Consider the following 22,243-nt stretch of genomic DNA (forward strand, 5'->3'; position numbering starts at 1 on the left):
CGGTCAACCGGATATCCGGTGCTGGGCTAGCGTGGAGTGGTGAGTGAGGTGCTGGCGGTCCTGCTGGTCGTCGGCTGCCTGGCGGGCGTCCTGGGGCTGCTCGCCTGGCTGGCGGCCCGGGTTCGCCGCCGCGGGGTCGGCGACAATGTGATGGGCCCGTTCGAGGAGATCTGGCATCCGGGCGCCCACCGATTCCGCGCCGAGATCAAGGTGTACGAGGAACGCGTGGTGCCGCTGCCGCCCGCCGCTGACCCGAAGCGGCGCGAGCGTGGTGGCAGCATCTCCCCGTAGGAACTGCCTTCAAGCGGGAGGGGGTTCGCTGATGACGCTGTCGGCGGACGACAGGCTGGCGGTCCACGAGCTGATCGCCCTGCACGGGCATCTCATGGACGCCGGCGAGTTCGACAGGATGGACGAGCTGTTCACCGCCGACGTGGTGTACGACGTGACGGCCTTCGGAGCCGGCGAGTTGCGCGGCCACGAGGCGATCAAGCGGGCGGCGCTGGCCCTGGGCGACGGGAACCCGGTGGGCCATCACGTCACGAACGTCTGGGTGACCGAGGACGCCGATGGCACCGTCCGGGCCCTGTCGAAAGGGCTCGGCGTCAACGCCGACGGGTCGGTCGGCAGCGTGGTCTACGAGGACACCCTCCGCCGAGAGACTGCCGGGTGGCGGATCGCCCATCGGAACGTGAAACCCCGACGCACGCCACTGCACCCGTGACCGCACCCGCGCACCTGCTGTCAGGCCCGGGCGTCGGCAGCCTCGATCGGCGGTGACTGCATGATCTGCGGCTGGCCACCGCCATGCCGTTGAACTGCGGTATGGAGGTGCGCCCGGCAGGATTCGAACCTGCGGCCTTGGGATTAGAAGTTGAATCCCGTACGGGTTAGCCCATCATCATGAGTTACTAGGGGTGTCTATCTGTCCAGGTAGACACCCCTATTGATGATGATTGGTGCCTGCTCGTGATGCCGGATCCGGAGACATCCGGGCTCACACCGGGCTCACGGAATGCGGGTGCGCCGGGCATGGGGAAGGCCCCCACCTCAGCGGGGGCCTTCGTCGGGGGTCTGGGTCAGTGCTTCTTGGCGAAGTTGACGAACGACTGCCAGACGGTCGGGTCGAACTGGAGGGTGCCCCCGTCTCGGTCCTTGGTGTCGCGCACGAGCACGACGCCGGGCAGGTTGTCGGCCACCTCTACGCACGACCCGCCGTTTGCTCCCGAGCGAGTCGACTTGTGCCACCTGGCACCGGTCATGTCCATGTCTGCGCCGCTTCCTTGATCAGTTTGAGTGACTGCCTGCGCGAGAGTGCTTCACCCCTGACCGCCTCCCACACGCGCTGGAGGGTAGCAAGGTCATCGGTGAGGTTCACTACCTGTGCTCGGACCTGGTGATCGAGGTGAGCGATCACCGAGCCGTCGCCCAGCGTGGCCAGGATGAAGCCTCCTTGCAAGCCAGGGTAGACCCCGGCGTCCTCAGTCACCACGAGTATCTGTACGTGCGGCAGCTCGGCCATCTTGGCGAGGTGCTGTAGCTGCTCCGCCATGACGCCTGGGTGGTCGTTGAGTGGCCTCCGTAGCACCATCACGTCGACTACGGCGACCAGGGGCACGGGTTCCTCACGGGTCAGGATCGACTGTCGATCGAGCCGAGACGCCACGCGCTGATCGATCTCGTCGGGGAGTAGTAGACCGCTGGCTAGGGTGGCGCGGGCGTACGCCTCTGTCTGAAGGATGCCCGGCACGTAAGCAGGTTCGTACCAGCGCAGTAAGGTCGCCTCGCGCTCGAATTCGATCCACTCTCGCAGCCAGGCTGGCGTGTGGTCGAGCTTCGACAGCTCACGCAGCATGCGGGCGAACCGGCCGCCGGTCTTGTACGCCTCGTCGACTGCGTTCATGTATTCACGGGTCGGTGGGCGTCCCCCTGTCTCGACTGCGCTGACATGTGAGCCCGAGTAACCGATGACCTTGCCGAAGTCGTCCTGGCTGAGTTCCTGGGCCGCCCGGAACAGCCGCAGTTCTTCGCGTACGTAGTCGGTGGCGGTCCCCATCGATTCCCCAATCTCTGCTCAGTTCCGTCGGCGGGTCTTTCGTGCCTGCCCAATTGCCCCGTGAGCTGGCACAACATCGGTGACGACGTATCGAAGTCGGCCGCGTCCTTAGCAGACTGTCACACATCGGAGCCGCTCCTATCCAGAGAGGGACGGGGTGGTTTTTGACGGGGCCGTCCCGTTCCCCCGTGCGGGGCGGCCCCTCGGACGACGGAGGAGGTTGACGTGCGCCTGATGCGACGGCTCAGGAGGAGTGGCAAGGTGCCCGCGCCTCCGGTGCCTGAGCCTGTGATGTCGCAAGGGCAGGCTCGCTGCCTTTCGTCGTGGTACTCGGAGCGCACTGAGCCGTTCTTGGTGTGGGGGCGTGCTGGCAACCTGACCCCCGGCCAGGCGTCTCGGTGCTCGATTTCGGGAGGGTCGGCGCGTACCGCTGCGGAGTACGCGCCGGCCTTGCTGAGGCCTCGTCGCTTGGGCGGTGGTCAGCGGTGACCGACTCGCCTGTGGCCGCGTTTATCGCCCCTCGCGGGCTGGATGTGGTCACGCCGGAAGAACTGGCGGCGGCTCGTCGGCTCCTCGGGCTGAGGTTGGCCGCGACGCGCAAGGTCGTCGGTGTCACTCAGGTCCGACTCGCGCTTAAGGTGCAGTGGTCGCGAAGCACGATCGCGAACGTAGAGAGAGCGCGGCAATGGCCTCCCCGAGAGTTCTGGGCCGCGTGTGATGCCGCCTTGGGTGCGGCCGGGCTGCTGGTGGCGGAGTGGGCGCATACCGAGGCTCTATCGCGTCGGCTACAGGATCAGGCGGCGGTGGAGATGATCCGGCGGCAGTTGTCCCAGTCGCCGCCGACGTGCCTGTGCCGTGATCTGCAACGGCTGTTCCGTGATCCCGCCGCGTCGTTGTACCTCGGTGTCCCGCCCGCTGTGCCTGCCCGAGCGAACGGAGGCGGCCATGGACGATGAAGACGCTGACCTGATCCGGCCCCGGCACCGTCCGCACCGATCCCGCCACTTCCCCGGTGGCCGGCCGTGCGCCTGCCCGACGTGCCGCACGGCGCGGAAGCCGAAGCGGCCCTTTCCCGATCCTGCGGTGTGGCCGATCGGCTCGGCTTCCGCTGCTCCCGCTCTGCCTCAAGCTTTGCTGCGGCCGGTGGATGAGCCGACGCAGATCGACTGGACTCGCGCGGCCGAGGTGGTGACCCGAGGCCAGCTCGGCCGCGCGCAAGGAATCGCACGAGTGGAAGGAGCGCACCCCTCCGGCACGTCAGCTCATGGCACCAACGGATCAGCTCTCACACCGAAGGAGACACGGCACCATGACCGACACGATCACTGGTAACCCGACCATCGAGGCGTACACCGGCCCGCTGGATCTGTCCCGTCCGCACTTCGTGGGCGTCGGCGGTTGTGCGATGTCCGGCCTGGCCCGGCTGCTGGCCGAGCTGGGCCACGAGGTCAGCGGCAGCGACCTGCACGACTCGGCCACCCTGGCGGCGCTGCGCACGGCTGGCGTGCGGGTGCAGATCGGGCACGACCCCGCGCACGTCGAGGGCACGTCGTGCGTCGTCTACACCACCGTCGCGCAGAACGCCCCGGAGGTCCACGCGGCCCGCGTCGCCGGCATCCCGGTGGTGCACCGCGCCCAGGTGGTGGACAAGCTGGCCGCCACGCGCCGGCTCGTGTCGGTGTCCGGGTCGCACGGCAAGTCCACCACCACGGCGATGCTCGCACACATCCTGCGCACCCTCGGACAGGACCCGACGTACCTGGTCGGGGCCGACCTGACCGGGCCGGGCTCTGGTGCCCACCTCGGCCGGTCGCGGCTGCTGGTGGCGGAGGCCGACGAGTCGGACCGGTCGTTTCACTTCTTCACCCCGTCGATCGCGGTCATCACCAACGTGACCGACGACCACCCGGAGAACTTCGTCAACCACGCCGACGTGATGCGTGCTTACGTCGGCTTCGGTGCCCGCATCACCGCGTCCGGCGTCTTGGTCGTCAACGCCGACTGCGTGGGCGCGACGGTGGCCGCCGACGTGATCGCCGCCGAGCGACCCGACCTGACCGTCATCCGGTACGGCCGGGACCGGGCGGCCGACGTGCGGCTGCTGGATGTGCACGCCGAGGGCTGGTCGGCGTCGGGCACGGTGCGCCTGCCGGACGGCACGGAGGTGGTGCTGACCCTGCCGACCCCGGCGGCGCACCACCTGGACGACATGGCGGCGGCCCTGGCGTGCGCGGTGGCGCTCGGCCTGGACCCGGTGGAGGTGGCGGGGGCGGCGTGCACGTTCGGCGGGGTGCGTCGCCGGTTCGAGCACATCGACACCCGGGCCGGTGTGGCGCTGATCGACTCCTACGCCGATCATCCGAACGAGATCGCCGCCGACCTGGACGCCGCGCGCACCCTGGCGCGGGGCCGGGTGTTCGTGGTGTTTCAGCCCTCCGGACACGCGCGCGTCCTGGCGTTCGCGGGCCGGATCGGCGGGGTCCTGGCCGACAAGGCCGATCACGTCCTGCTCTTGGACGTGCACGGCACCGTGCCTGCCGGTCGACCGGTGGCGGACTCCCGGGCGATCGTGGCGCGGTTGCGCGAGGGTGACTACTGCCTGCCGCTCGGGCCGGACCACGCCGCCCGGGTCATCGCGCGGATGGCCGGCCGCGGTGACGTGGTGCTGACGATGGGCACCGGTGACGTGAGCGGCTACGGTGCGGCGATCCTGGACGCCCTGAGCAGCCGAAGCGAGGTCGCGCTGTCCGCGTGACCCCTACGCCTGGGCGGTGACAGCGCCGGGCTCCTCGATTAGCCTCTCTGCGAGCGTGAGGAGTCCGGCGCTGTTGGCTGCCTTCACCAACACCACGTCGCCCGGCCGCAACCCGTCGCGCAGCAACTCCCACGCCTCGGTCACGTTCGCCGCGCGGTCCACTGTCGTGCCGGTGCCGGCGGCCCCGTCCGCGTACTGCCCGGCGTCGGCTCCGCCGATGGCCACCAGCCACCCGGCCCCGATCTCGGCCACCTGCTGCCCGATCTCCCGATGCACCTGTGCGGAGTGCTCGCCCAGCTCGGCCATCTCCCCGAGCACAGCCACCGCTCGCCGGCCATCCCCCGTCATCGCCTTCAACGCGCGCAGCGCGGCCCGCATCGCGTCCGGCGCGGCGTTGTAGGCGTCGTTGATGACCGTCACCCCGTCCGCGCGGGTGGTGACCTGCATGCGTCCCGGAGACACCGCCTCAGCCAGCGACAGGGCGTCGGCTACCGCCTCGATCGGATGGCCCAGACCGAGGGCGACCGTTGCGGCGGCGAGCGCGTTAGATGCCTGGTGCAGGCCGTAGAGACGCAACCGCACGTCGGCGGCCTGGCCATCGTGCACGATCCGGAAACCGGCGCGGCCCAGCTCTTCAACGCTCACGCCTTCGGCGCGCACATCGGCCGGGTTGTCGATGCCGTAAGTGAGCACCCGGGCGCTTGTGCGGCTGGCCATGGAGGTGACGAGTAGATCGTCACCGTTGAGCACCGCCAACCCGCCATCCTGTGCCGAGGGCAGCGCTTCCACGATCTCGCCCTTGGCCTGGGCGATGTTTTCCACCGACCCGAACTCGCCAAGGTGCGCGTGCCCGACGCGGGTAACGACGCTGACGGTGGGTGGGGCGATGTGGGTCAGGTACGCGACGTGCCCGATGCCGCGTGCGCCCATCTCCAACACCAGATAGCGGGTGTCGGTGGTGGCGCGGGTGACCGTGTACGGCAACCCAAGCTCGTTGTTGTTCGACGCCCGGTTGGCCACCGTCTCACCCCATGCGGGCAGTACCTGGGCGAGGATGTCCTTGGTCGAGGTCTTGCCGACCGACCCCGTTATGCCGATCACCGTGGTCTGCGGCAGCCGATCCACCACCGCGCGGGCGAGTCGCCCGTAGGCGGTGGGTACGTCCTCGACGACCACGGCGGGTACTCCGACCGGCCTTGACGCGAGCACCGCTGCCGCGCCGGCCTCGACCGCTCGGGCGGCGTAGTCGTGCCCGTCGACGCGCTCACCGGGCAGCGCCACGAACATCCCGCCGGGCTCCACGCGCCGGCTGTCGAACACGACGGGGGCGGTGACGGTGACGCCTTCGGCTGCGTCGTGGACGGCTCCGCCGATCGCGGCCGTGATCTCTTGCAGAGTCATCGAAAGCACGAGATAAACCTACCGTGCCGTGTTCGCCTCGCGCCCGATCCATCGGCGACTGTTGTTAGATGCGATGACGGCGTCGGGCGAACTCGCGGCCCCGTAGGGGCGGTGATGGATTGGGCCGTGCGGGATGAGACAACGTGGTGGCGAGGGAGTGACGGGATGGACGAACTAACGCGGGACGAGTTGCTAGCGCTGCTGCAACTGGTGGCGAGAATTCAAGGTGAGGTGATGCTTGGACTGCTCGGTGACGAGTCCGTGCGGCACCTCGCGAATATCTTCAATGGCTTCGATGAGCTGTCATCGTTGGAGCCCGACGCTGCTCGATTGATTCAAGGTCTAGAGCGGCTAGGCCCTCGCCTGAGGGTGGCGCTCGGGGAAATGGTCCAACCGGACGAGGCCCGGCCACTGGCGTGACCGAGCCTCGCGGGTGCCGGGGGCGGTTACCGCTGGCGGAGTCCTCCGCCGCCACCCGTGGCGGACAGGGTGACACAGGCGTAGTGACTGGCGGTCACCTTCGCGGTGTTGCCGTTCGATGAGACGTAGTAGTACGCGTAGCCGATCGTGTCGACGCAGTACTTCACGGTGCTGCTGGCGGGCCACCGCACGCCGTAGCTCGGACCGGTCCGGTCGCAACTGGTGATCGCACCGGTTGCGCCCGTGCAGGAGGCGCTGCCGGTCTTGACGACCGTCCCACTGTGTTTGCGGATCTTCCACTCCAGGTTGAGCGTGCGGTACGCCTGGTTGCTCGTGGCCCATCCGCTCATCAGGCCGGTCGTGTAGACGGTGGCGTCGCAGATCTTCACGCCGCTCTGGACGGCGCAGGTGGGGGTGCCCTGGTAGATCGTGCCGCGCACGTTACCGGCGGCGGGCGGCGGCCAGGTGCTGAACGGCCCCGGCTTCGGTGCCGCCGACGCCGGGCCGGCCATGAGCGACAACGCGGCGACACACACCGTCATCGTCGTCACGGCCATCTTGATCAATCGAGTCATGCTGTGAGTCCTCCTTGTGCCGACCGAGGGGTTGGCTGGTGCGGACCGGCGGTGCACTCGCCGTAGGTCAACGCAGCGCTGGTAGGAGCAGCGTGGCGCACCACTGGCGCACATTGAAGGCTTTCGACTGTCGGCAAACTCCGACACAACTCCGACAACGAGGCGCGGGCGGGCAACATGGGCTGACGCCGGCTTTCTGAGCGATAGGCCGAACGTTGTCGTTAGGCAAGTTTTCCCTGGTCGTTGACGGGGTAGCGGCTGCTGCCGGTTAGGTGTCTTCCGTCAAGACGTGGGGGCGGCTGAGATGGTACTGACGGCACACCTGGATGTTCCGGCGGATCGTCATGCCCTCGCCGCCGCTCGGGAGGCGGTGCGGACCCTGTTGACCGGGTGGGGGTTCCGCGATGAGGAGTGGCTTTGTGATGCGGTGCTCGTTGCGGATAGGTTGATCGCCAACGCCGTACGGCATGGAGGCGGTTGTTTGGCGCTGCATGTCCGTGCTGAGGGTGATCAGGTGACGATCAGCGCTGTGGACGGCTCCGCTGTTGTTCCGCGTCGCCGTGCCGCTGATGGTAACGGCGGCAGAGGGCTGGTGATCATCGAGGCGTTGTCGCAAGCGTGGAGCTTGTGGACATCAACGGCGAGATCGAAGAGAACGCGCCCAAGAGCGACGCGGGTAACCGCCTGGTGGCGCTCGACGGTGGAACCGTGAAGGTGATCAAGCGCCACAACAAGCGGCAGCGTCAGGCGCGCGAGGAAGCCGGGGCGGCCTGGGTGGAGAGTGGCCGTCTCTTCACGCGGCCCAACGGCGAGTGGGTGGAGCCGACGTGGCTTTCGGACTACTTTGACCGGCTCGTCAAGCGCCTGGGGCTCCCGCCGATCCGCCTGCACGACCTCCGCCACGGCGCGGCCACGATGGCTCTCAAGGCCGGAGCCAAGATGAAGGTGGTACAGAAATGCTCAGACACTCCTCGTACGCGCTCACGGCGGACACGTACACGGCTGTCCTGCCCGAGCTGGCCATGGAGGCAGCCGAAGCCACTGCCCGCCTGATCTCTGGTCGGCCCACCAAGCGCACCCCCGGGCTCACCTCGGGCTCACAAGGAGGTAAGGCATCGAAGGGTGTCGCCAAGAAAGATCGCAATAAGGGCAAGAAACAGCAGGTCAAGCCCGCTGTGTGATGGTGCGCCCGGCAGGATTCGAACCTGCGGCCTTGGGATTAGAAGTCCCCTGCTCTATCCGCTGAGCTACGGGCGCGCGTCGACGATCGTCGCGCCAAGAGGGTACCGCCGGCTCCGGTCCGGCCGGGGGTACGGGTCGGCGCGCCCGCCTCGCCGCCCAGCGTGCCACGCCGGGGCCCGGTCCGGCATCGGAGTTCCGGCGGGTCCGGTCCCGGCGGGCACAGCTCGATCCGTACCCTCTGCGGATGCTGCTCGACCAGGAAACCGAGAACGAGATCGTCTTCGAGCTGTGCCAGCACTTCGGGCGGTCGATCCTGCCCGTCTCCGGGGCGGACCGGCCCGGCGCACCGGCCGACACCCTCGGCACCGCCTTCTTCTACAGCGAGCTGGTCGGCGCCACCGACGACGGGGAGATCGCGCACGAGTGGCTGCTCACCGCCGGGGCGCTCACCGACCGGTCGTACGGAGAGATCGGGCTGCGGCCCAGCGTCACCGACCCGGCCGAGGGGGCGGACGAGCCGATCGAGCTGCCCGGCTTCGCCGACCACTGGCTGCCGCTGCCGGAGCTGGGGGTGGCCGCGATGCCCACCGGCGGGCTGCACGGGCACGCCGACGACCGGGGCTGGCGTTGGCGTACCCAGCAGGTCACCGAGGCGGTGGCCGCGCCGGCCGACGCGGTCGCCCGGGTCGGTGCGGCGCCTGCCTCGGCGTTCGTGCTGGCGCTGGGCGTCGGCGCGGACGGGTCACGGCCGCTGGAGGCGGTGGTCGAGCGGGTCGCGCGGGACGGTGACGAGGTGCGCCTCATCGCCGAGCTGCCCGCCGGGTACGTGGGCGCGCCGGTGTTCACCGTCGAGGCCGGGACGGCGGGCGAGCCGGTCCCGTGGTGCCTGGGCGTGCTGCTGCCGCCGCGCGACGGCGGGCACCCGGTCGCCACGTTCGACCGGATCCGGGCGGCGCTCGCCGGGGTGATCGTGGGCTGACTCAGCTCTCGACTGTGGCGCCGGCCGGTGCGTCGGTCGGACGGCGCGGGGCCGGCGGCGCGGGCTCCGGCTCGGTCGGGCCGGCGCGGAGGAAACCCTCCGCCCACCGCCCGACCTCCGCGAAGACCTTTTCGCGTACGCCGGGGCTGGACAGCGTGAGGTCGTGCAGCCCGCCGTCGAAGCGGGCCAGCGTGACGTGCCGGCCGAGCCGGGGCGCCCAGCGCACCATGTGCTCCACGTCGAGCACCGCGTCGGCCCCGGTGGCGCTCTCGTGCCACTTCGCGCCCCGAAAGCTGCGGGTGGAGCAGGCCAGCAGCACCGGCACCTCGATGTCCAGCCCGGCGCGCAGCCGGCGTTGCCCGGCGCGGATCGCGTTCAGCCAGCCGGCCCGGACCGGAAACCCGGCGAGCGGCTTCCAGGCCAGGTCGTAGCGCCACTCGCCGCGGTGGTCGGCGTGCAGGCTCTCGCCGTACACGGTGCCGAGCCCGAACGGCAGGACACGCTGCGGCGCCCGGCGGCCCAACCGGGCGACGGCGGCGGCGAGGGGTCGACGGACCAACCAGGGAGCGTTGATGTCGAAGAAGGGGCTGTTGAGCACGATGCCGTCGACCAGGCCGGCGTCGCGGCGGGCGTCCGCCCAGAGCGAGATGATCAGGCCGCCGGTGGAGTGGCCCATGGCGAGCAGCGTCTCGTGTCCGTCCTCGGTGCGGATGATCTCGGTGGCGGCGTCCAGCTCGGGGAAGTAGTCGCTGAGGTCGAGGCAGAAGTTCGGGGTCTGGTGCGGGCGCAGGCTGCGGCCGTACTTGCGCAGGTCGAGGGCGTAGAAGTCCCAGCCGCGCGCGGCGAAGAAGTCGGCCACGTGGGTCTGGAAGAAGTAGTCGACGAAGCCGTGCACGTAGAGCACGGCCCGGCCGGTCGGGCGGTCGGCGCGGCGGCGGACCAGTGTCGCGACGACCGGTCCCTCGTCGTCGGTGCCCAGCTCGATCGTGCGCCGCTCGTAGGGCGCTCCCAGCACGTCCGGTTCCACGACCGCGACGGTACGCCGCCGAGCTACCCGACGGTAGGGGTGTAAGGCGGGGCCCCTTGTTAACGCCTGCGGTAGAGAAGGGGCACCTTCTCACAGGTGGGCGCGGGGCCCCCACCCGCCGGCACCGTGCGGGCGGGGGCCTACCGAGGATCAGGTGGTCTCGGCGTCCTCGCGCTCGCCGGCCTGCAGCGGAACGGGGTCGGGCTGCTCGGTCGGGCGCAGGTGCTTGTTGTTGCGCGGCTCCTGCCGGGTCTTCGCGTCGTTGAGCTTGCGGCGCAGGTCGTCCCGGACGTCGTTGAGCGCGGCGTGCAGGTCCTCCTCGGTCGAGGTGGTGACGATCTTCTGCCGGCCGGCCACCCAGCACTCCAGGGTCACCTTCTGGCCCCGGGCCTCGCGGTCCTTGACCGACACCTCCAGCTCGGTGGCGTCGGCGTGGAAGCTGGCGAGCCGGGCGTCCAGCGTCGCGAACTGCTCGGCGATCCAGTTGCGGTCGCCCTGGGAGAACCCGGCACCCACCCGCAGGCACTCGCCCACGGTCGCCGGGTTCGCCACGGCGCTCATCGCCCTGCCTCGCGGACGTCTCGGAGAAGCATCGGCGCTCCCTTTCTCTCGGTTGATCAAGTACTTACCCAACCGGCGCGATTCCGGAACGCCTCCCGCCGGTTACGTTCCGATCATGTGTCGCCGCAGGTCGGCGCCGTAGGGCCCATCGGCCTAGCAGACGGGGACCTTGATCAGGCGGTTGTCCACAGCCGGTCCGTCATCCACAGGCACGCGTCGACGGGGATGCCCGGACGAGGCGGCTCGGGCCACGCTCACCCGGACAACCGATCCCTGGGAGGGGCGATGTTCGATACCTACGTCACGATCGTCGGCAACGTGCTGACCGCGCCGGAGTGGCGCCGGACCACACAGAGCGGAACGCTGGTGGCCAACTTCAAGGTCGCCTCGACCGCTCGCCGCCTCGACCGGGACAGCGGTCGCTGGGTCGACGGCAACAGCCTGCGGGTGCGGGTGAACTGTTGGCGACGGCTGGCCGAGGGGGTGGCGGCCTCGGTGGCGCTGGGTGACCCGGTGATCGTCGCCGGCCGCCTCTACACCCGCGACTGGACCGACGAGGCCGGTAACCACCGCACGCTCTACGAGCTGGAGGCGGTCGCGGTCGGGCACGACCTGTCCCGGGGGCGGTCCCGTTTCCTGCGCAACCAGCCGCGCGCGGCCACCAGCTCGGTCGCTGACGCCGAGGCGGAGCAGCGGGTGCACGGCGAGGCGACCGAGCCGGTGCCCGACGACCAGGCCCCGGCCACGTTCGACGGCCGGCCCTTCGACGACGACGTCGCGGAGTTCGGGCCGGCGCGGGTCGGGCTCGCCGGCACGCTCGACCGGGTCGTCGAACTCGACCCGTTCGACGACCGGCCCGGTGACCCGGGGGCCGGTGACGGGGACGTCCGACCCGGCGGGCCGGTCGCCGGGGAGGGCGTCCGCCGGGACGGGCCGGTCATGGGGGAGGGCGTCCGCCGGAACGGGCCGGTCGCGGAGGACGACGACCTGGCCGCCGAGGAGGGTGACGAGCCGGACACCACCGAGGACGACGAATTGGCCGAGGCCGAGCCGCCGGTCGGCGGTGCTGATGCGGGCGGCGGCGGGGTTGCCGCGGGCAGCGGAGGGGCGGCTTCGGGGCGTCGCAGCCGGCGGCGTACCCCGGTGTCCGCCTGAGCGTCCGGTTCGCGCGACGGGGGCGCGGGGCGGCGACGTCGTCGTCACCCCGCGGTGCGGTCGGGCCGGCGGGTCCGGCCCGGCCGGAACGCCATGGGTGCCGGCGCAGGCCCGAGCCACCCGTGGTGTTCCACTCGCCTTCCGGGACCGCTTCCCGCCGAGGCGCCCGACGGCCCGCCGGCATTCGTCGGGTACGGCTAGGCTGGCCGGCCGGAGGTGGTGACGGGTGCGGCAGGCGACCGCCATGGCGAACGCGACCGGGCTGGTGGCGGGCTACGCGCTCGACGTGCTGCTCGGCGACCCGCGCCGGTGGCACCCGGTGGCCGGCTTCGGCCGCGCAGCCGGTGCCCTCGAGCGGCGGATCTACCGCCCGCGGTGGTCGGCCGGGGCCGCGTTCACCGCGCTGGCGGTCGGTGCGCCGGTCCTGCTCGGCGTCGCCGGCGCGCTCGCCACCCGGCGTCACCCGGTGGCGCGGGCCGCGCTGGTGGCGGCCGGCACCTGGACCGTGCTCGGCGGGCGCACGCTGCGGCACGAGTCCCGGGTGATGGGACGGGCGCTGCGGCGGGCCGACCTGCCAGCCGCCCGGGCCCGTCTCGGCCACCTGTGCGGGCGGGACCCGTCCGCCCTTAACGAGCCGGAGCTGGCCCGGGCCACCGTCGAGTCGGTCGCCGAGAACACCTCCGACGCGGTGGTCGCGCCGCTGATGTGGGGGGCGGTCGCCGGGCTGCCCGGCCTGCTCGGCTACCGGGCGGCGAACACGCTCGACGCCATGGTGGGTCACCGCTCACCCCGGTACGCCCGCTTCGGCGCCCCGGCCGCGCGACTGGACGACCTGCTCAATCTGGTGCCGTCGCGGTTGACCGGGCTGCTCACCGTGGCCGTCGCGCCCGTGGCGCACGGGGAGCGTGCCGCGGCCTGGCACGTCTGGCGGCGGGACCGGGCCGACCATCCGAGCCCGAACGCCGGGCAGTGCGAGGCGGCGATGGCCGGCGCGCTCGGCGTCCGGCTGGGCGGACGCAACGTCTACTTCGGCCGCTCCGAGACGCGGCCGTTCCTCGGTGACGGGCCCCGGCCGGAGGCCCGGCACCTGAAGCGGGCCGCCCGGATCTCCGGCGCGGTCGGCGTGGCCGCGCTCGGGCTGGCCGCGCTCTACCCGGTGACCGTGGGCCGGCTCGCCGGCGTTACCGGCCGCGCCGCGCTGCGCGCGCTCGCTGGCGTCGCCCAACGCCTGTCGACCGGCGCTCTCAGGCGTGGGCCGATCGACGTCGCCGAAGGCGGGCCGACCGGCGTCGCCCAACGCCTGTCGACCGGCGCTCTCAGGCGTGGGCCACGCAGCGGGGCCGCGAGCGGCTCGGGCAGCGGGCGGTGAGCGGCGGCCTGCTGGTCGCCGGTACCACCTCCGACGCCGGCAAGAGCGTGCTCACCGCCGGCATCTGCCGCTGGCTGCGCCGCCGGGGAGTCCGGGTCGCCCCGTTCAAGGCGCAGAACATGTCCAACAACTCGGCAGTGGTGGTCGGCCCGGACGGCCGGGGCGGCGAGATCGGTCGGGCCCAGGCCATGCAGGCCGCCGCCGCCGGGCTCGCGCCGGACCTGCGCTTCAATCCGGTGCTGCTGAAACCGGGCAGCGACCACGCCAGTCAGGTGGTGCTGCTCGGCGAGGCGGTCGACACGGTGACCGCGGGCAACTTCCACTCGCTGCGGCCCCGGCTCGCCGCCACCGCGTACGCGGCGCTCGCCGAGCTGCGGACCGAGTACGACGTGGTGATCTGCGAGGGCGCGGGCAGCCCGGCGGAGATCAACCTGCGGGCCGGCGACTACGTCAACATGGGCCTGGCCCGGCCTGCCGGCCTGCCGGCGATCGTGGTCGGCGACATCGATCGGGGCGGGGTGTTCGCCTCGATGTTCGGCACCGTGGCGCTGCTCGACGCGGCCGACCAGGCACTCGTCGCCGGCTTCGTGATCAACAAGTTTCGGGGGGACCTAGGGTTGCTCCGGCCCGGGCTGGACATGCTGCGCCAGGTCACCGGCCGCCCCACCTTCGGCGTGCTGCCGTGGGCGCTCGACCTGTGGCTGGACGCGGAGGACTCCCTCGCGTACGGGCGGGTGCTCGGCCGGCCCGCCTCGCCGCGCGGCACGGACTGGCTCGACGTGGCAGTGGTCCGGCTGCCCCGAATCTCGAACGCCACCGACGCCGAGGCGCTCGCCACCGAACCGGGGGTGCGGGTGCGGCTGACCGTCGAGCCGGCCGAGCTGGCCGCCGCCGACCTGGTGGTGCTGCCCGGCTCCAAGTCGACAGTCGCCGACCTGGCCTGGCTGCGGGGGACGGGGCTGGCCGACGCGGTGCGGGCGCACGCCGCCGCCGGCCGTCCGCTGCTCGGTGTCTGCGGCGGGTTCCAGATGCTCGGCCGGGCGATCCACGACCCGGTGGAGAGCCGGCGGGGCAGCGTGCCCGGCCTCGGGCTGCTGCCCGTCGAGATCACCTTCGACCCGCGCAAGACGGTCCGCCGGGCCGAGGGCGTCGCGGCCGGGGACGTGCCGGTGCACGGGTACGAGATCCACCACGGCCGGGTCTCCGCCGCCGACCCGGGGCTGCCGCCGCTGCTGCACTACGCCGACGGCACCGGCGAGGGCGCCCAACTCGGCGCGGTGTACGGGACCCACTGGCACGGCGCGTTCGAGTCCGACGCGTTCCGCCGCAGGTTCCTCACCGAGGTCGCCGCGGCGGCCGGTCGGACCGGTTTCACGGTCGCGCCGGACACGTCGTTCGCGGCGGCCCGGGAGCGGACCCTGGACCTGCTCGGCGACCTGGTGGAAGAGCACCTGGACACCGGCGCGCTGTGGCGGCTGATCGAGAGCGGCCCGCCGCCCGGCCTGCCGTTCGTGCCGCCCGGCGCGCCCGGGCGACCGCCCGGCCCGTCCTGACCGAGCGGTCCGGCGGCACCCGGGGCGGAGCGGTCCGGCGGCACCCGAAGCGGAGCGGTCCGGCGGCACCCGGACGGGACGGGTCAGTAGCGCACGTCGGCCGGGCGGTCGGACATCGGCAGCCCGGCCTCACGCCAGCCCTGCACGCCGCCGATCATGTCGGTGGCGTGGCGCAGGCCGAGCGTCTGGAGGCTGGCGGCGGCCAGACTGGAGCTGTAGCCCTGCCGGCACACCACCACGATCTCACGGTCGTAGCCGATCGCCTCCGGGATGCGCCACTCGCTGGCCGGGTCGAGCCGCCACTCCAGCACGGTGCGGTCGATGACGATCGCGCCGGGCAGCTCGCCCTCCTCACGACGCTGCGCCTCGGTGCGCGTGTCGATCAGCAGCGCCCCGTTGCGGACCGCCTCGATCGTCTCGTGCGGGGTGAGCCGGCGGAGACCGGCGCGGGCCTGTTCCAGAAGGGCGTCGACGCCCGGACACATCACGTCATGGAGCACCCCCAGATCATGCCCGCGGGCGGGGACGCCGCCGGGTGAAACGGTCCGCCCGGGTCGCAGGATCCAGCGGACGGGGGAACGTTAGCGTCGGTCGGGTGAACGTCGCCGTTGTCGAGTCGTACGCCGGGTTGGCCCGGCGGGTGCTGGCCGGGCCGCCGCGGTTGGGGCGTACCCGGCTGGTCGCGGTCGACGGGCCGAGCGGCGCGGGCAAGAGCGTCTTCGCCACGCGCCTCGCGGACGCGTTCGCGGCGGCGTCGGACGGGGGTCCACGGCCGCCGCTGGTCCGCACCGACGACCTGCTCGACGGCTGGGACGACCAGCTCACGTTCTGGACGCGCCTGGAGGCATCGGTGCTCGATCCGGTACGGGCCGGCCGGGCGGGCGGCTACCGCCGGTACAGCTGGGTCCGCCACCGGTTCCTGGGTCCGGTGGTGGCGGTGCCGGCGGCACCGGTGCTGATCGTCGAGGGGGTGAGCGCGGCGCGCGCCGCGGTGCGTCCCGAGTTGACGCTGGCCGTGCTGGTCACCGCGCCGGCCGAGCTGCGCCTGTCCCGGGCGTTGGCCCGCGACGGCGCGGGCATGCTGCCCGAGTTGCGCCGTTGGCACGCCGGGGAACGGGCGCACTTCGCCGCCGACGGCACCGCGGCGGCGGTGGACCTGGTCGTCGACGGCGCCCCCGACCTGCCGCACGATCCGGACCGCTACTACGTGCGGCTCGGGCGGCGTCCGGGCTCGGACGGTGTGCCCGGGTAAGGCCGGCATACGATTCCGGTCATGACCACTCCGATCATCTCCGAGTCCGAGGTGCGGGCCGCCGTCGAGCGGGAACTGCCCGGTGTCCGTGCCGACCTCGAACGACTCGTCCGCATCCCGGGCATCGCCTTCGAGGGCTTCGACCACTCGCATGTGGAGCGTTCCGCCGAGGCGGTGGCGGAGCTGCTGCGCGGTTGCGGCCTGGATACCCGGATCGTCCGTTCCGGCGGCCAGCCGGCGGTGATCGGGACGAGGGCGGCCCCGGCCGGCGCGCCCACCGTGCTGCTCTACGCCCACCACGACGTGCAGCCGGTCGGCGACCGGTCGCTGTGGGAGTCCGACCCGTTCGAGCCGGTGGAGCGCGACGGCCGCCTGTACGGCCGGGGCGCGGCCGACGACAAGGCCGGCATCATGGCGCACGTCGCCGCGCTGCGCGCGTTCGGCGACCGGCTCCCGGTCGGGGTGGTGCTGTTCATCGAGGGCGAGGAGGAGTACGGCTCGGACTCGCTGGAGCGGCTGCTCGCCGAATACCGCGACGACCTGGCGTCGGACGTCATCGTGATCGCCGACTCCACCAACTGGGACGTCGGTGTGCCGGCGCTGACCACCTCGCTGCGCGGCATCGTGAACTGCTTCGTGGAGGTGCGCACGCTCGATCACGCGGTGCACAGCGGCATGTTCGGCGGCGCGGTGCCGGACGCGCTGACCGCGTTGGTGAAGCTGCTCGGCACGCTGCACGACGACGCCGGTGACGTCGTGGTGGACGGGCTGGCCGGGCGCGAGGGCGCGAGCGTCGACTATCCGGAGGACCGGTTCCGCGCGGAGGCCGGCCTGGTCGACGGCGCGCGGCTGTTCGGCACCGGCCGGATCACCGACCGGCTCTGGACCAAGCCGGCGCTGGCGATCCTCGGCATCGACGCGCCGGCCACCGGGGAGGCGCCAAACGCGCTGGTCCCGGCCGCGAAGGCGAAGCTGAGCGTACGGCTGGCGCCGGGTGACGATCCGAAGAAGGCGTACGCCGCGCTGACCGCGCACCTTCAGCGGCACGCGCCGTGGGGGGCGCGGGTGACGGTGACGTTCGAGCACGACGGCGCGCCCTGCGTGATCGACGCCAGCGGGCCGATGTTCGACGCGGCGCGGGCGGCGTTCCGGGGTGCCTGGGACGGCACCGAACCGGTCGACATCGGGGTGGGCGGCTCGATCCCGTTCATCGCCACGTTCCAGGAGATGTTCCCGCAGGCGGCGATCCTGGTGACCGGCGTGGAGGACCCGCACGCTCGGGCGCACGGGCCGAACGAGAGCCTGCACCTGGGCGAGTTCGCCCGGGTCTGCCTGGCCGAGGCGCTGCTGCTGGCCCGGGTGGCCGAGGCGGGCCGCCCCTGAGCGGGCGGGCGCTGGGCGGGCCGGGACATACCCGGCAGTCATAATCCTGCCGCTGAGACCGAGCGCCCTGTCGGGTCGCGACAGGGCGCTCGGTGTCGAAACCGTAACTTCGGGCTGGATGTCGGAGTTTCCGGTGTGTCGGCCGGCGGGGTGTTATAGCCTTTCGAACATGCGTACGAACGACGAGATGGCGCGGCTTCAGGCCGCCGTCCGTGCTCTGGGGGACGTCGACGTCTCCGCGTGGCCCGAGGCCACGCTCAAGGAACAGCTCGGTGAGCTCTCGGCCACGCTGGTCACGCTCGACGCGCTGCTCACCCGGGTCGCCGACGGGGTGCGCGGGCGCGGTCTGCGGGTCGAGGAGCCGGTCTCGGCCTGATCTGCGGGCATCGGATAGGCGGCCCGGCGCGCGCAAGCCCGGCGACCGGCACGACGGGCCTCTCGCGTCCGGGCGTCCGGCGGGCCGGCGCACCCGAAACGGTGCGCCGACCCGCCGGAACCGCCCCGGCGTCACAGGGGGCTGGCAGGATGTGGGCGTGCGTTTCGCGGAGCTGGCGGCCACCTCGGCCGCGGTGGGCGCCACCGGCGGCCGGCGGGCCAAGGTGGAGCTGCTGGCCGCCGCGCTGCGGGCGCTCGACCCGGGCGAGATCCCGGCCGGCTCCGGCTACCTCGCCGGTGAGCTGCGTCAGCGGCAGACCGGCGTCGGCTGGGCGGGTCTGCGCGACCTGCCTCCGCCGGCGGCCGAGCCGACCTTGACCGTGGCCGCCGTCGACGCGGCGATCGAGGAGATCTCCCGGGTCGGTGGCGCCGGTTCCCAGACCCGGCGGCGCGAGCTGGTCGGCCGGCTGTTCGCCGCGGCGACCGCCGACGAGCAGCGCCTGCTGGCCGGCCTGTTCCGGGGCGAGCTGCGGCAGGGCGCGCAGGCCGGCCTGCTCGCCGAGGCGGTGGCCCGGGCCGCCGAGGTGCCGGTCACCACCGTCCGGCGGGCCCTGTTGCTCGCCGGTGACCTGCGGGTGGTCGCGGTCGCGGCGCTCACCGGCGGCGCCGCCGCGCTGGCCGGGTTCGGGCTCCAGGTGGGCCGTCCGCTCGCGCCGATGCTGGCGCAGAGCGCGCCCACCGTCGACGAGGCGCTCACCGCCACCGGCGTGCCGGCAGTGGTCGACGTCAAGCTCGACGGCATCCGCATCCAGGTGCACCGTTCCGGGGCGGACATCGCGGTGTTCACCCGCAGCCTCGACGAGATCACCGGCCGGCTGCCCGAGGTGGTGGCCGCCGTCCGCGCGCTGCCCGCTCGCGAGTTGGTGCTCGACGGCGAGGCGATCGGGCTGGACGCGACGGGCCGCCCGCTGCCGTTCCAGCAGACGTCGAGTCACGCGGCGCGGCGCACCACGCCCAGCACCACCGGGCGCGCCCCGGTCGCGCCCGCCGTGCTGGCCGCCGCCGAGCGGGCCGGCGCGCCGGTGCTCACCCCGTACTTCTTCGACCTGCTGCACCTCGACGGCGCCGACCTGATCGACCAGCCGGGCCGGGAACGGTGGGCGGCGCTGGCCCGGGCGGTCGACCCGGCGCTGCTGGTCGGCCGGGTGGAGGTGGACGACGCGACGCAGGCCGGCGCGGCGTTCGCCGCGGCGGTCGACGCCGGCCAGGAGGGGGTGGTGGTCAAGGATCCGGCCGCGCCCTACGACGCCGGGCGGCGCGGCGCGGCCTGGGTCAAGGTCAAGCCCCGGCACACGCTCGACCTGGTGGTGCTCGCGGTGGAGTGGGGCAGCGGTCGGCGTCAGGGGTGGCTGTCCAACCTGCACCTCGGCGCGCGCGACCCGGGCAGCGGCGAGTTCGTCATGCTCGGCAAGACGTTCAAGGGGCTCACCGACGAGTTGCTGCGCTGGCAGACCGAGCGCTTCCTGTCGCTGGCCGTGGAGAAGGGCGACTGGGTGGTGCGGGTCCGCCCGGAACAGGTGGTCGAGATCGCCTTCGACGGGGTGCAGACGAGCAGCCGCTACCCGGGCGGGGTGGCGCTGCGTTTCGCCCGGGTGGTGCGTTACCGCGACGACAAGACCGCCGCCGAGGCGGACACCATCGACGCGGTGCGGGCGATCCACGCCGGCCGGGTCACCGGCTGACCCGGCGGCCCGGGCTCAGGAGGCGGCGGGGCCGGCGGCAGCCGGCTCGGCGGCCCGGTCCACCGGCACGCGCGGGCCGTCCAGACCGGCCCGGCGGCGGGCCTCCCGGCGGGCCACCCAGCCGTAGCCGACCAGGCTCATCACCGCGAAGATCCACCACTGCCACACGTAGCCGAAGTTCTGCCAGTTGTTGGTGTGCCCGATCGGCACCGCCCGGAACACCGGGTCGGCGGCCGGTGTCTGCCCGTCCAGCAGCACGTAACCGCCGGTCACCGGGTAGGGGAGCTGCTTCGCCAGGCGGGCGATGTCGATCCGCCGTGCCTCCAGCTTGCCGGCGCGGCGGGCGACCGCGCCGCCGCCGCTCTCGCTGCCGACCACCCGGCCGGTGACGGTCACCTCGCCGGTCGGCGCGGCCGGCACCGGCGGCTGCGCCATCGCGCCACCACCCGGGACGGGCGGGAGCCAACCGCGGTCGACGAGCACCGCGCTGCCGTCGGCCAGCACCAGCGGGGTGAGCACCTCGAAGCCGACAGTGCTGTCGACGGTCCGCCCGCGGATCAGGACGTCGTTCGCGCTGTCGTAGCGGCCGGTGGCGGTGACCCGGCTCCAGGTGACCTGCTCGGCCGGGGCCGGGCCGACGCTGCCCGCGGCGCCGCTCGGCTCGGGCAGGGCGTCACGCAGCGGCGCGGGGGTCATCGTGGCGCCGGCGTCGATCCGTTCGTTGATCGCGGTGCGGCCGTGGTAGCGGTCGAGCTGCCAGTTGCCCAGGAACACCATCACCGCGGCGGCCACCAGGGTCAGCGCGAGGTAGCCGAGCCAGCGCGGGGTCAGCAGGAACCGGTACACGTTGGCAAAGGCTACCCGTATGAGCGGGGCCACTCGTGGCGCCCGCCGGATCCCGGCGTCCGGGCGGACCTCGCGCTCCGGCCCGGACGGGTATGGTCACGCGGGCGGAAATCCCCCGGATCCAGGAGTCGATGATGACCGACGTGCCGCGCGTCGTGCTGAGCGCGCCCTCCTCGGGGCACGGCACCGGCGCCCTCTCCCTCGGCCTGCTCGCGGCCCTGGCCGACCGGGAGCTGCCGGTGGCCGGGTTCAAGGTCGGCCCGGACCAGGTGGACGCGGCATACCTGGGGCTGGCCGCCGGCCGGCCGGGGCGCACGCTCGACCCGCGGCTGGTCGGCCCGGAGCGGATCGCCCCGCTCTTCGCGCACGGGGCCGCCGGAGCCGGGTTCGCGCTGGTCCAGGGCAGCATGGGGCTCTACGACTCGGTGGCCGGCCGGCCGGAGAGCGAGTCGACGGCCGCGGTCGCCACCGCGTTGCGCAGCCCGGTGGTGCTGGTGGTGGACGTGGCCGCGATGGGCCAGTCGGTGGCCGCGCTGGTGCACGGCTTCCGGGCCTACGACGAGCAGCTCTGGCTGGCCGGCGTGATCCTCAACCGGGTGGCCTCGCCCCGGCACGAGACGCTGCTGCGCGAGGCGCTTGACGACGTGGGGGTGCCGGTCTACGGCGCGTTGCGCCGGCACGAGCTGCCGCCGGTGCTGCCCGCCCGCCGGCACGGCGCCGCGCCGGTGGTGCGCGGTGACGCCGAGGCCGAGCGCGGGGTGCGCCGGCTCGGTGAGGCGGTGACCGCCACCGTCGACCTGGACCGGCTGCTGACGCTGGCCCGGTCCGCGCCCGCGCTGACCGTCGAGCCGTGGTCGGCGGAGCCGGCGGACGCCTCGCCCGCCTCCGACCGCCGGCCGGTGCTCGCGTTGGCCGGTGGTCCGGCCGGCAGCTACAGCCACCCGGAGACCGCCGAGCTGCTGCGCGCCGCCGGCGCCGAGGTGGTCACGTTCGATCCGCTGCGCGACGAGGCGCTGCCCGCCGGGGCCCGCGCGCTCGTCGTCGGCGGCGGCCTTCCCGAGACGTACGCGGAGCAGCTCTCCGCCAACCGCCGGCTCTGCATCGCGGTGGCCGAGCTGGCCCGCTCCGGCCGCCCGGTGGTCGCCGAGGGCGCCGGCCTGCTCTGGCTGGCCCGTGAGCTGGACGGCCTGCCGATGTGCGGGGTGCTCGACGCGGTCGGGACGGTGCGCGACGGCCTGGTCGTCGGCTACCGGGAGGCCACCGCGGTCACCGACAGCCCGGTGGCGCCGGCCGGCGTCACGGTGACCGGGCACAAGCAGCACGCGGCGGTGCTCACCCCGCGCGCCGGCGACCGACCGGCCTGGCGGTGGGGCGGGGGCACCCCGGAAGGGTTCGTCCACCACGGCGTGCACGCCTCGCAGCTCGTGCCGCACTGGGCCGCGCTGCCCGGGGTCGCCGAGCGCCTGGTGGCCGCCGCCCGGGTGCCCACTGCCGCGTCCGCCTGACCGGCGCCCGCCGAACGCTCACCCTGCCGTCGGCGTCGGTCAAGGAGTTCGCGTCGGGGATCACCCGATCCCGGACACGAACTCCTTGATCAACCGGCCCGGGCGCA

At 72.9% G+C, this 22,243-nt stretch carries 21 protein-coding genes, 1 tRNA gene and 2 pseudogenes; 15 read left to right on the forward strand and 9 right to left on the reverse strand.

All coding sequences use genetic code 11. From position 1 onward, the window contains the following. Window positions 1-39 precede the first annotated feature (39 nt). Both AB0H28_RS17550 and AB0H28_RS17555 read left to right on the forward strand, forming a co-directional pair. Window positions 40-291 (forward strand): hypothetical protein, encoded by a 252-nt coding sequence (locus AB0H28_RS17550; RefSeq protein WP_358040663.1) that lies wholly within the window; start codon window positions 40-42, stop codon window positions 289-291. 31 nt (window positions 292-322) lie between these two features. Next, window positions 323-724 carry a nuclear transport factor 2 family protein gene (locus tag AB0H28_RS17555; RefSeq protein WP_358040666.1) on the forward strand — a complete coding sequence of 134 codons (402 nt, stop codon included), beginning with the start codon at window positions 323-325 and terminating at the stop codon, window positions 722-724. Between the two features lie 355 nt (window positions 725-1,079). On the opposite strand, the gene AB0H28_RS17560 is transcribed toward AB0H28_RS17555, so the two are convergent. Then, complete coding sequence (locus tag AB0H28_RS17560; RefSeq protein WP_358040871.1) at window positions 1,080-1,262, reverse strand: DUF397 domain-containing protein; 183 nt, start codon at window positions 1,260-1,262, stop codon at window positions 1,080-1,082. Next, window positions 1,259-2,056 carry a helix-turn-helix transcriptional regulator gene (locus tag AB0H28_RS17565; RefSeq protein ID WP_358040668.1) on the reverse strand — a complete coding sequence of 266 codons (798 nt, stop codon included), beginning with the start codon at window positions 2,054-2,056 and terminating at the stop codon, window positions 1,259-1,261. Before AB0H28_RS17565 ends, AB0H28_RS17560 begins: the two co-directional genes overlap by 4 nt. A gap of 533 nt (window positions 2,057-2,589) precedes the next feature. On the opposite strand from AB0H28_RS17565, the gene AB0H28_RS17570 reads away from it, so the two are divergent. Both AB0H28_RS17570 and AB0H28_RS17575 read left to right on the forward strand, forming a co-directional pair. After that, on the forward strand, window positions 2,590-3,012 hold the full coding sequence (locus AB0H28_RS17570) for a helix-turn-helix transcriptional regulator (RefSeq protein WP_358040874.1): 423 nt from the start codon (window positions 2,590-2,592) through the stop codon (window positions 3,010-3,012). Window positions 3,013-3,365: 353 nt separating this feature from the next. After that, window positions 3,366-4,811, forward strand: a complete 1,446-nt coding sequence (locus AB0H28_RS17575) for a Mur ligase domain-containing protein (protein WP_358040671.1) — start codon at window positions 3,366-3,368, stop codon at window positions 4,809-4,811. 3 nt (window positions 4,812-4,814) lie between these two features. Here AB0H28_RS17575 and murF read toward each other — a convergent pair whose 3' ends face one another. Next, complete coding sequence (gene murF, locus AB0H28_RS17580; RefSeq protein ID WP_358040674.1) at window positions 4,815-6,212, reverse strand: UDP-N-acetylmuramoyl-tripeptide--D-alanyl-D-alanine ligase; 1,398 nt, start codon at window positions 6,210-6,212, stop codon at window positions 4,815-4,817. A 165-nt stretch (window positions 6,213-6,377) separates the two neighbouring features. Between murF and AB0H28_RS17585 the strand changes: the two genes are divergently transcribed. Next, on the forward strand, window positions 6,378-6,632 hold the full coding sequence (locus tag AB0H28_RS17585; protein ID WP_358040676.1) for a hypothetical protein: 255 nt from the start codon (window positions 6,378-6,380) through the stop codon (window positions 6,630-6,632). 26 nt (window positions 6,633-6,658) lie between these two features. On the opposite strand, the gene AB0H28_RS17590 is transcribed toward AB0H28_RS17585, so the two are convergent. Continuing rightward, window positions 6,659-7,207: a hypothetical protein gene (locus AB0H28_RS17590; RefSeq protein ID WP_358040679.1), complete on the reverse strand. Its 549-nt coding sequence runs from the start codon at window positions 7,205-7,207 to the stop codon at window positions 6,659-6,661. Window positions 7,208-7,825: 618 nt separating this feature from the next. On the opposite strand from AB0H28_RS17590, the gene AB0H28_RS17595 reads away from it, so the two are divergent. Further along, window positions 7,826-8,260: a hypothetical protein gene (locus AB0H28_RS17595; RefSeq protein WP_358040682.1), complete on the forward strand. Its 435-nt coding sequence runs from the start codon at window positions 7,826-7,828 to the stop codon at window positions 8,258-8,260. A gap of 128 nt (window positions 8,261-8,388) precedes the next feature. Here AB0H28_RS17595 and AB0H28_RS17600 read toward each other — a convergent pair. Continuing rightward, window positions 8,389-8,464 (reverse strand) — tRNA-Arg (locus tag AB0H28_RS17600). A gap of 169 nt (window positions 8,465-8,633) precedes the next feature. Between AB0H28_RS17600 and AB0H28_RS17605 the strand changes: the two genes are divergently transcribed. Further along, window positions 8,634-9,368: a hypothetical protein gene (locus AB0H28_RS17605; protein ID WP_358040685.1), complete on the forward strand. Its 735-nt coding sequence runs from the start codon at window positions 8,634-8,636 to the stop codon at window positions 9,366-9,368. 1 nt (window position 9,369) lies between these two features. On the opposite strand, the gene AB0H28_RS17610 is transcribed toward AB0H28_RS17605, so the two are convergent. Together AB0H28_RS17610 and AB0H28_RS17615 are read right to left on the reverse strand one after the other, a co-directional pair. Continuing rightward, window positions 9,370-10,395: an alpha/beta hydrolase gene (locus AB0H28_RS17610; RefSeq protein WP_358040688.1), complete on the reverse strand. Its 1,026-nt coding sequence runs from the start codon at window positions 10,393-10,395 to the stop codon at window positions 9,370-9,372. Window positions 10,396-10,545: 150 nt separating this feature from the next. Beyond that, on the reverse strand, window positions 10,546-10,956 hold the full coding sequence (locus AB0H28_RS17615) for an HPF/RaiA family ribosome-associated protein (protein WP_358040691.1): 411 nt from the start codon (window positions 10,954-10,956) through the stop codon (window positions 10,546-10,548). Window positions 10,957-11,241: 285 nt separating this feature from the next. Between AB0H28_RS17615 and ssb the strand changes: the two genes are divergently transcribed. From ssb to AB0H28_RS17630, 3 genes and pseudogenes are all read left to right on the forward strand, one after another. Beyond that, window positions 11,242-12,111 carry a single-stranded DNA-binding protein gene (gene ssb, locus AB0H28_RS17620; RefSeq protein WP_358040694.1) on the forward strand — a complete coding sequence of 290 codons (870 nt, stop codon included), beginning with the start codon at window positions 11,242-11,244 and terminating at the stop codon, window positions 12,109-12,111. A gap of 244 nt (window positions 12,112-12,355) precedes the next feature. After that, a pseudogene (locus AB0H28_RS17625) lies at window positions 12,356-13,285 on the forward strand (cobalamin biosynthesis protein); the annotation flags it as partial. Between the two features lie 191 nt (window positions 13,286-13,476). Further along, window positions 13,477-15,218: pseudogene (locus tag AB0H28_RS17630) on the forward strand (cobyric acid synthase); the annotation flags it as partial. Here AB0H28_RS17630 and AB0H28_RS17635 read toward each other — a convergent pair. Continuing rightward, window positions 15,117-15,518: a rhodanese-like domain-containing protein gene (locus tag AB0H28_RS17635; RefSeq protein ID WP_358040876.1), complete on the reverse strand. Its 402-nt coding sequence runs from the start codon at window positions 15,516-15,518 to the stop codon at window positions 15,117-15,119. The pseudogene AB0H28_RS17630 and the gene AB0H28_RS17635 overlap by 102 nt on opposite strands. A gap of 110 nt (window positions 15,519-15,628) precedes the next feature. Here AB0H28_RS17635 and AB0H28_RS17640 point away from each other — a divergent pair, with 110 nt between their 5' ends. The 4 genes from AB0H28_RS17640 (at window position 15,629) to AB0H28_RS17655 (ending at window position 19,785) form a co-directional block, all read left to right on the forward strand. Next, the gene (locus AB0H28_RS17640; protein WP_358040697.1) at window positions 15,629-16,285 is read left to right on the forward strand and encodes a hypothetical protein; all 657 of its coding nucleotides are present in this window, start codon (window positions 15,629-15,631) and stop codon (window positions 16,283-16,285) included. Between the two features lie 21 nt (window positions 16,286-16,306). Next, entirely contained in the window at window positions 16,307-17,668 is a 1,362-nt protein-coding gene (locus AB0H28_RS17645; RefSeq protein WP_358040700.1) for a dipeptidase, read from the forward strand. 169 nt (window positions 17,669-17,837) lie between these two features. Beyond that, a complete protein-coding gene (locus AB0H28_RS17650; protein ID WP_091571646.1) occupies window positions 17,838-18,044 on the forward strand; it encodes a hypothetical protein in 207 nt (68 codons plus the stop codon). 157 nt (window positions 18,045-18,201) lie between these two features. After that, window positions 18,202-19,785, forward strand: a complete 1,584-nt coding sequence (locus AB0H28_RS17655) for an ATP-dependent DNA ligase (protein WP_358040703.1) — start codon at window positions 18,202-18,204, stop codon at window positions 19,783-19,785. A 15-nt stretch (window positions 19,786-19,800) separates the two neighbouring features. Here AB0H28_RS17655 and AB0H28_RS17660 read toward each other — a convergent pair whose 3' ends face one another. After that, window positions 19,801-20,631: an SURF1 family protein gene (locus AB0H28_RS17660; protein WP_358040706.1), complete on the reverse strand. Its 831-nt coding sequence runs from the start codon at window positions 20,629-20,631 to the stop codon at window positions 19,801-19,803. Between the two features lie 134 nt (window positions 20,632-20,765). Here AB0H28_RS17660 and AB0H28_RS17665 point away from each other — a divergent pair, with 134 nt between their 5' ends. Beyond that, window positions 20,766-22,136 carry a cobyrinate a,c-diamide synthase gene (locus AB0H28_RS17665; RefSeq protein WP_358040709.1) on the forward strand — a complete coding sequence of 457 codons (1,371 nt, stop codon included), beginning with the start codon at window positions 20,766-20,768 and terminating at the stop codon, window positions 22,134-22,136. Window positions 22,137-22,243 lie beyond the last annotated feature (107 nt).

Origin of the sequence: Micromonospora sp. NPDC050980, assembly GCF_040653835.1 — a bacterium.
Lineage (GTDB): Bacteria > Actinomycetota > Actinomycetes > Mycobacteriales > Micromonosporaceae > Micromonospora.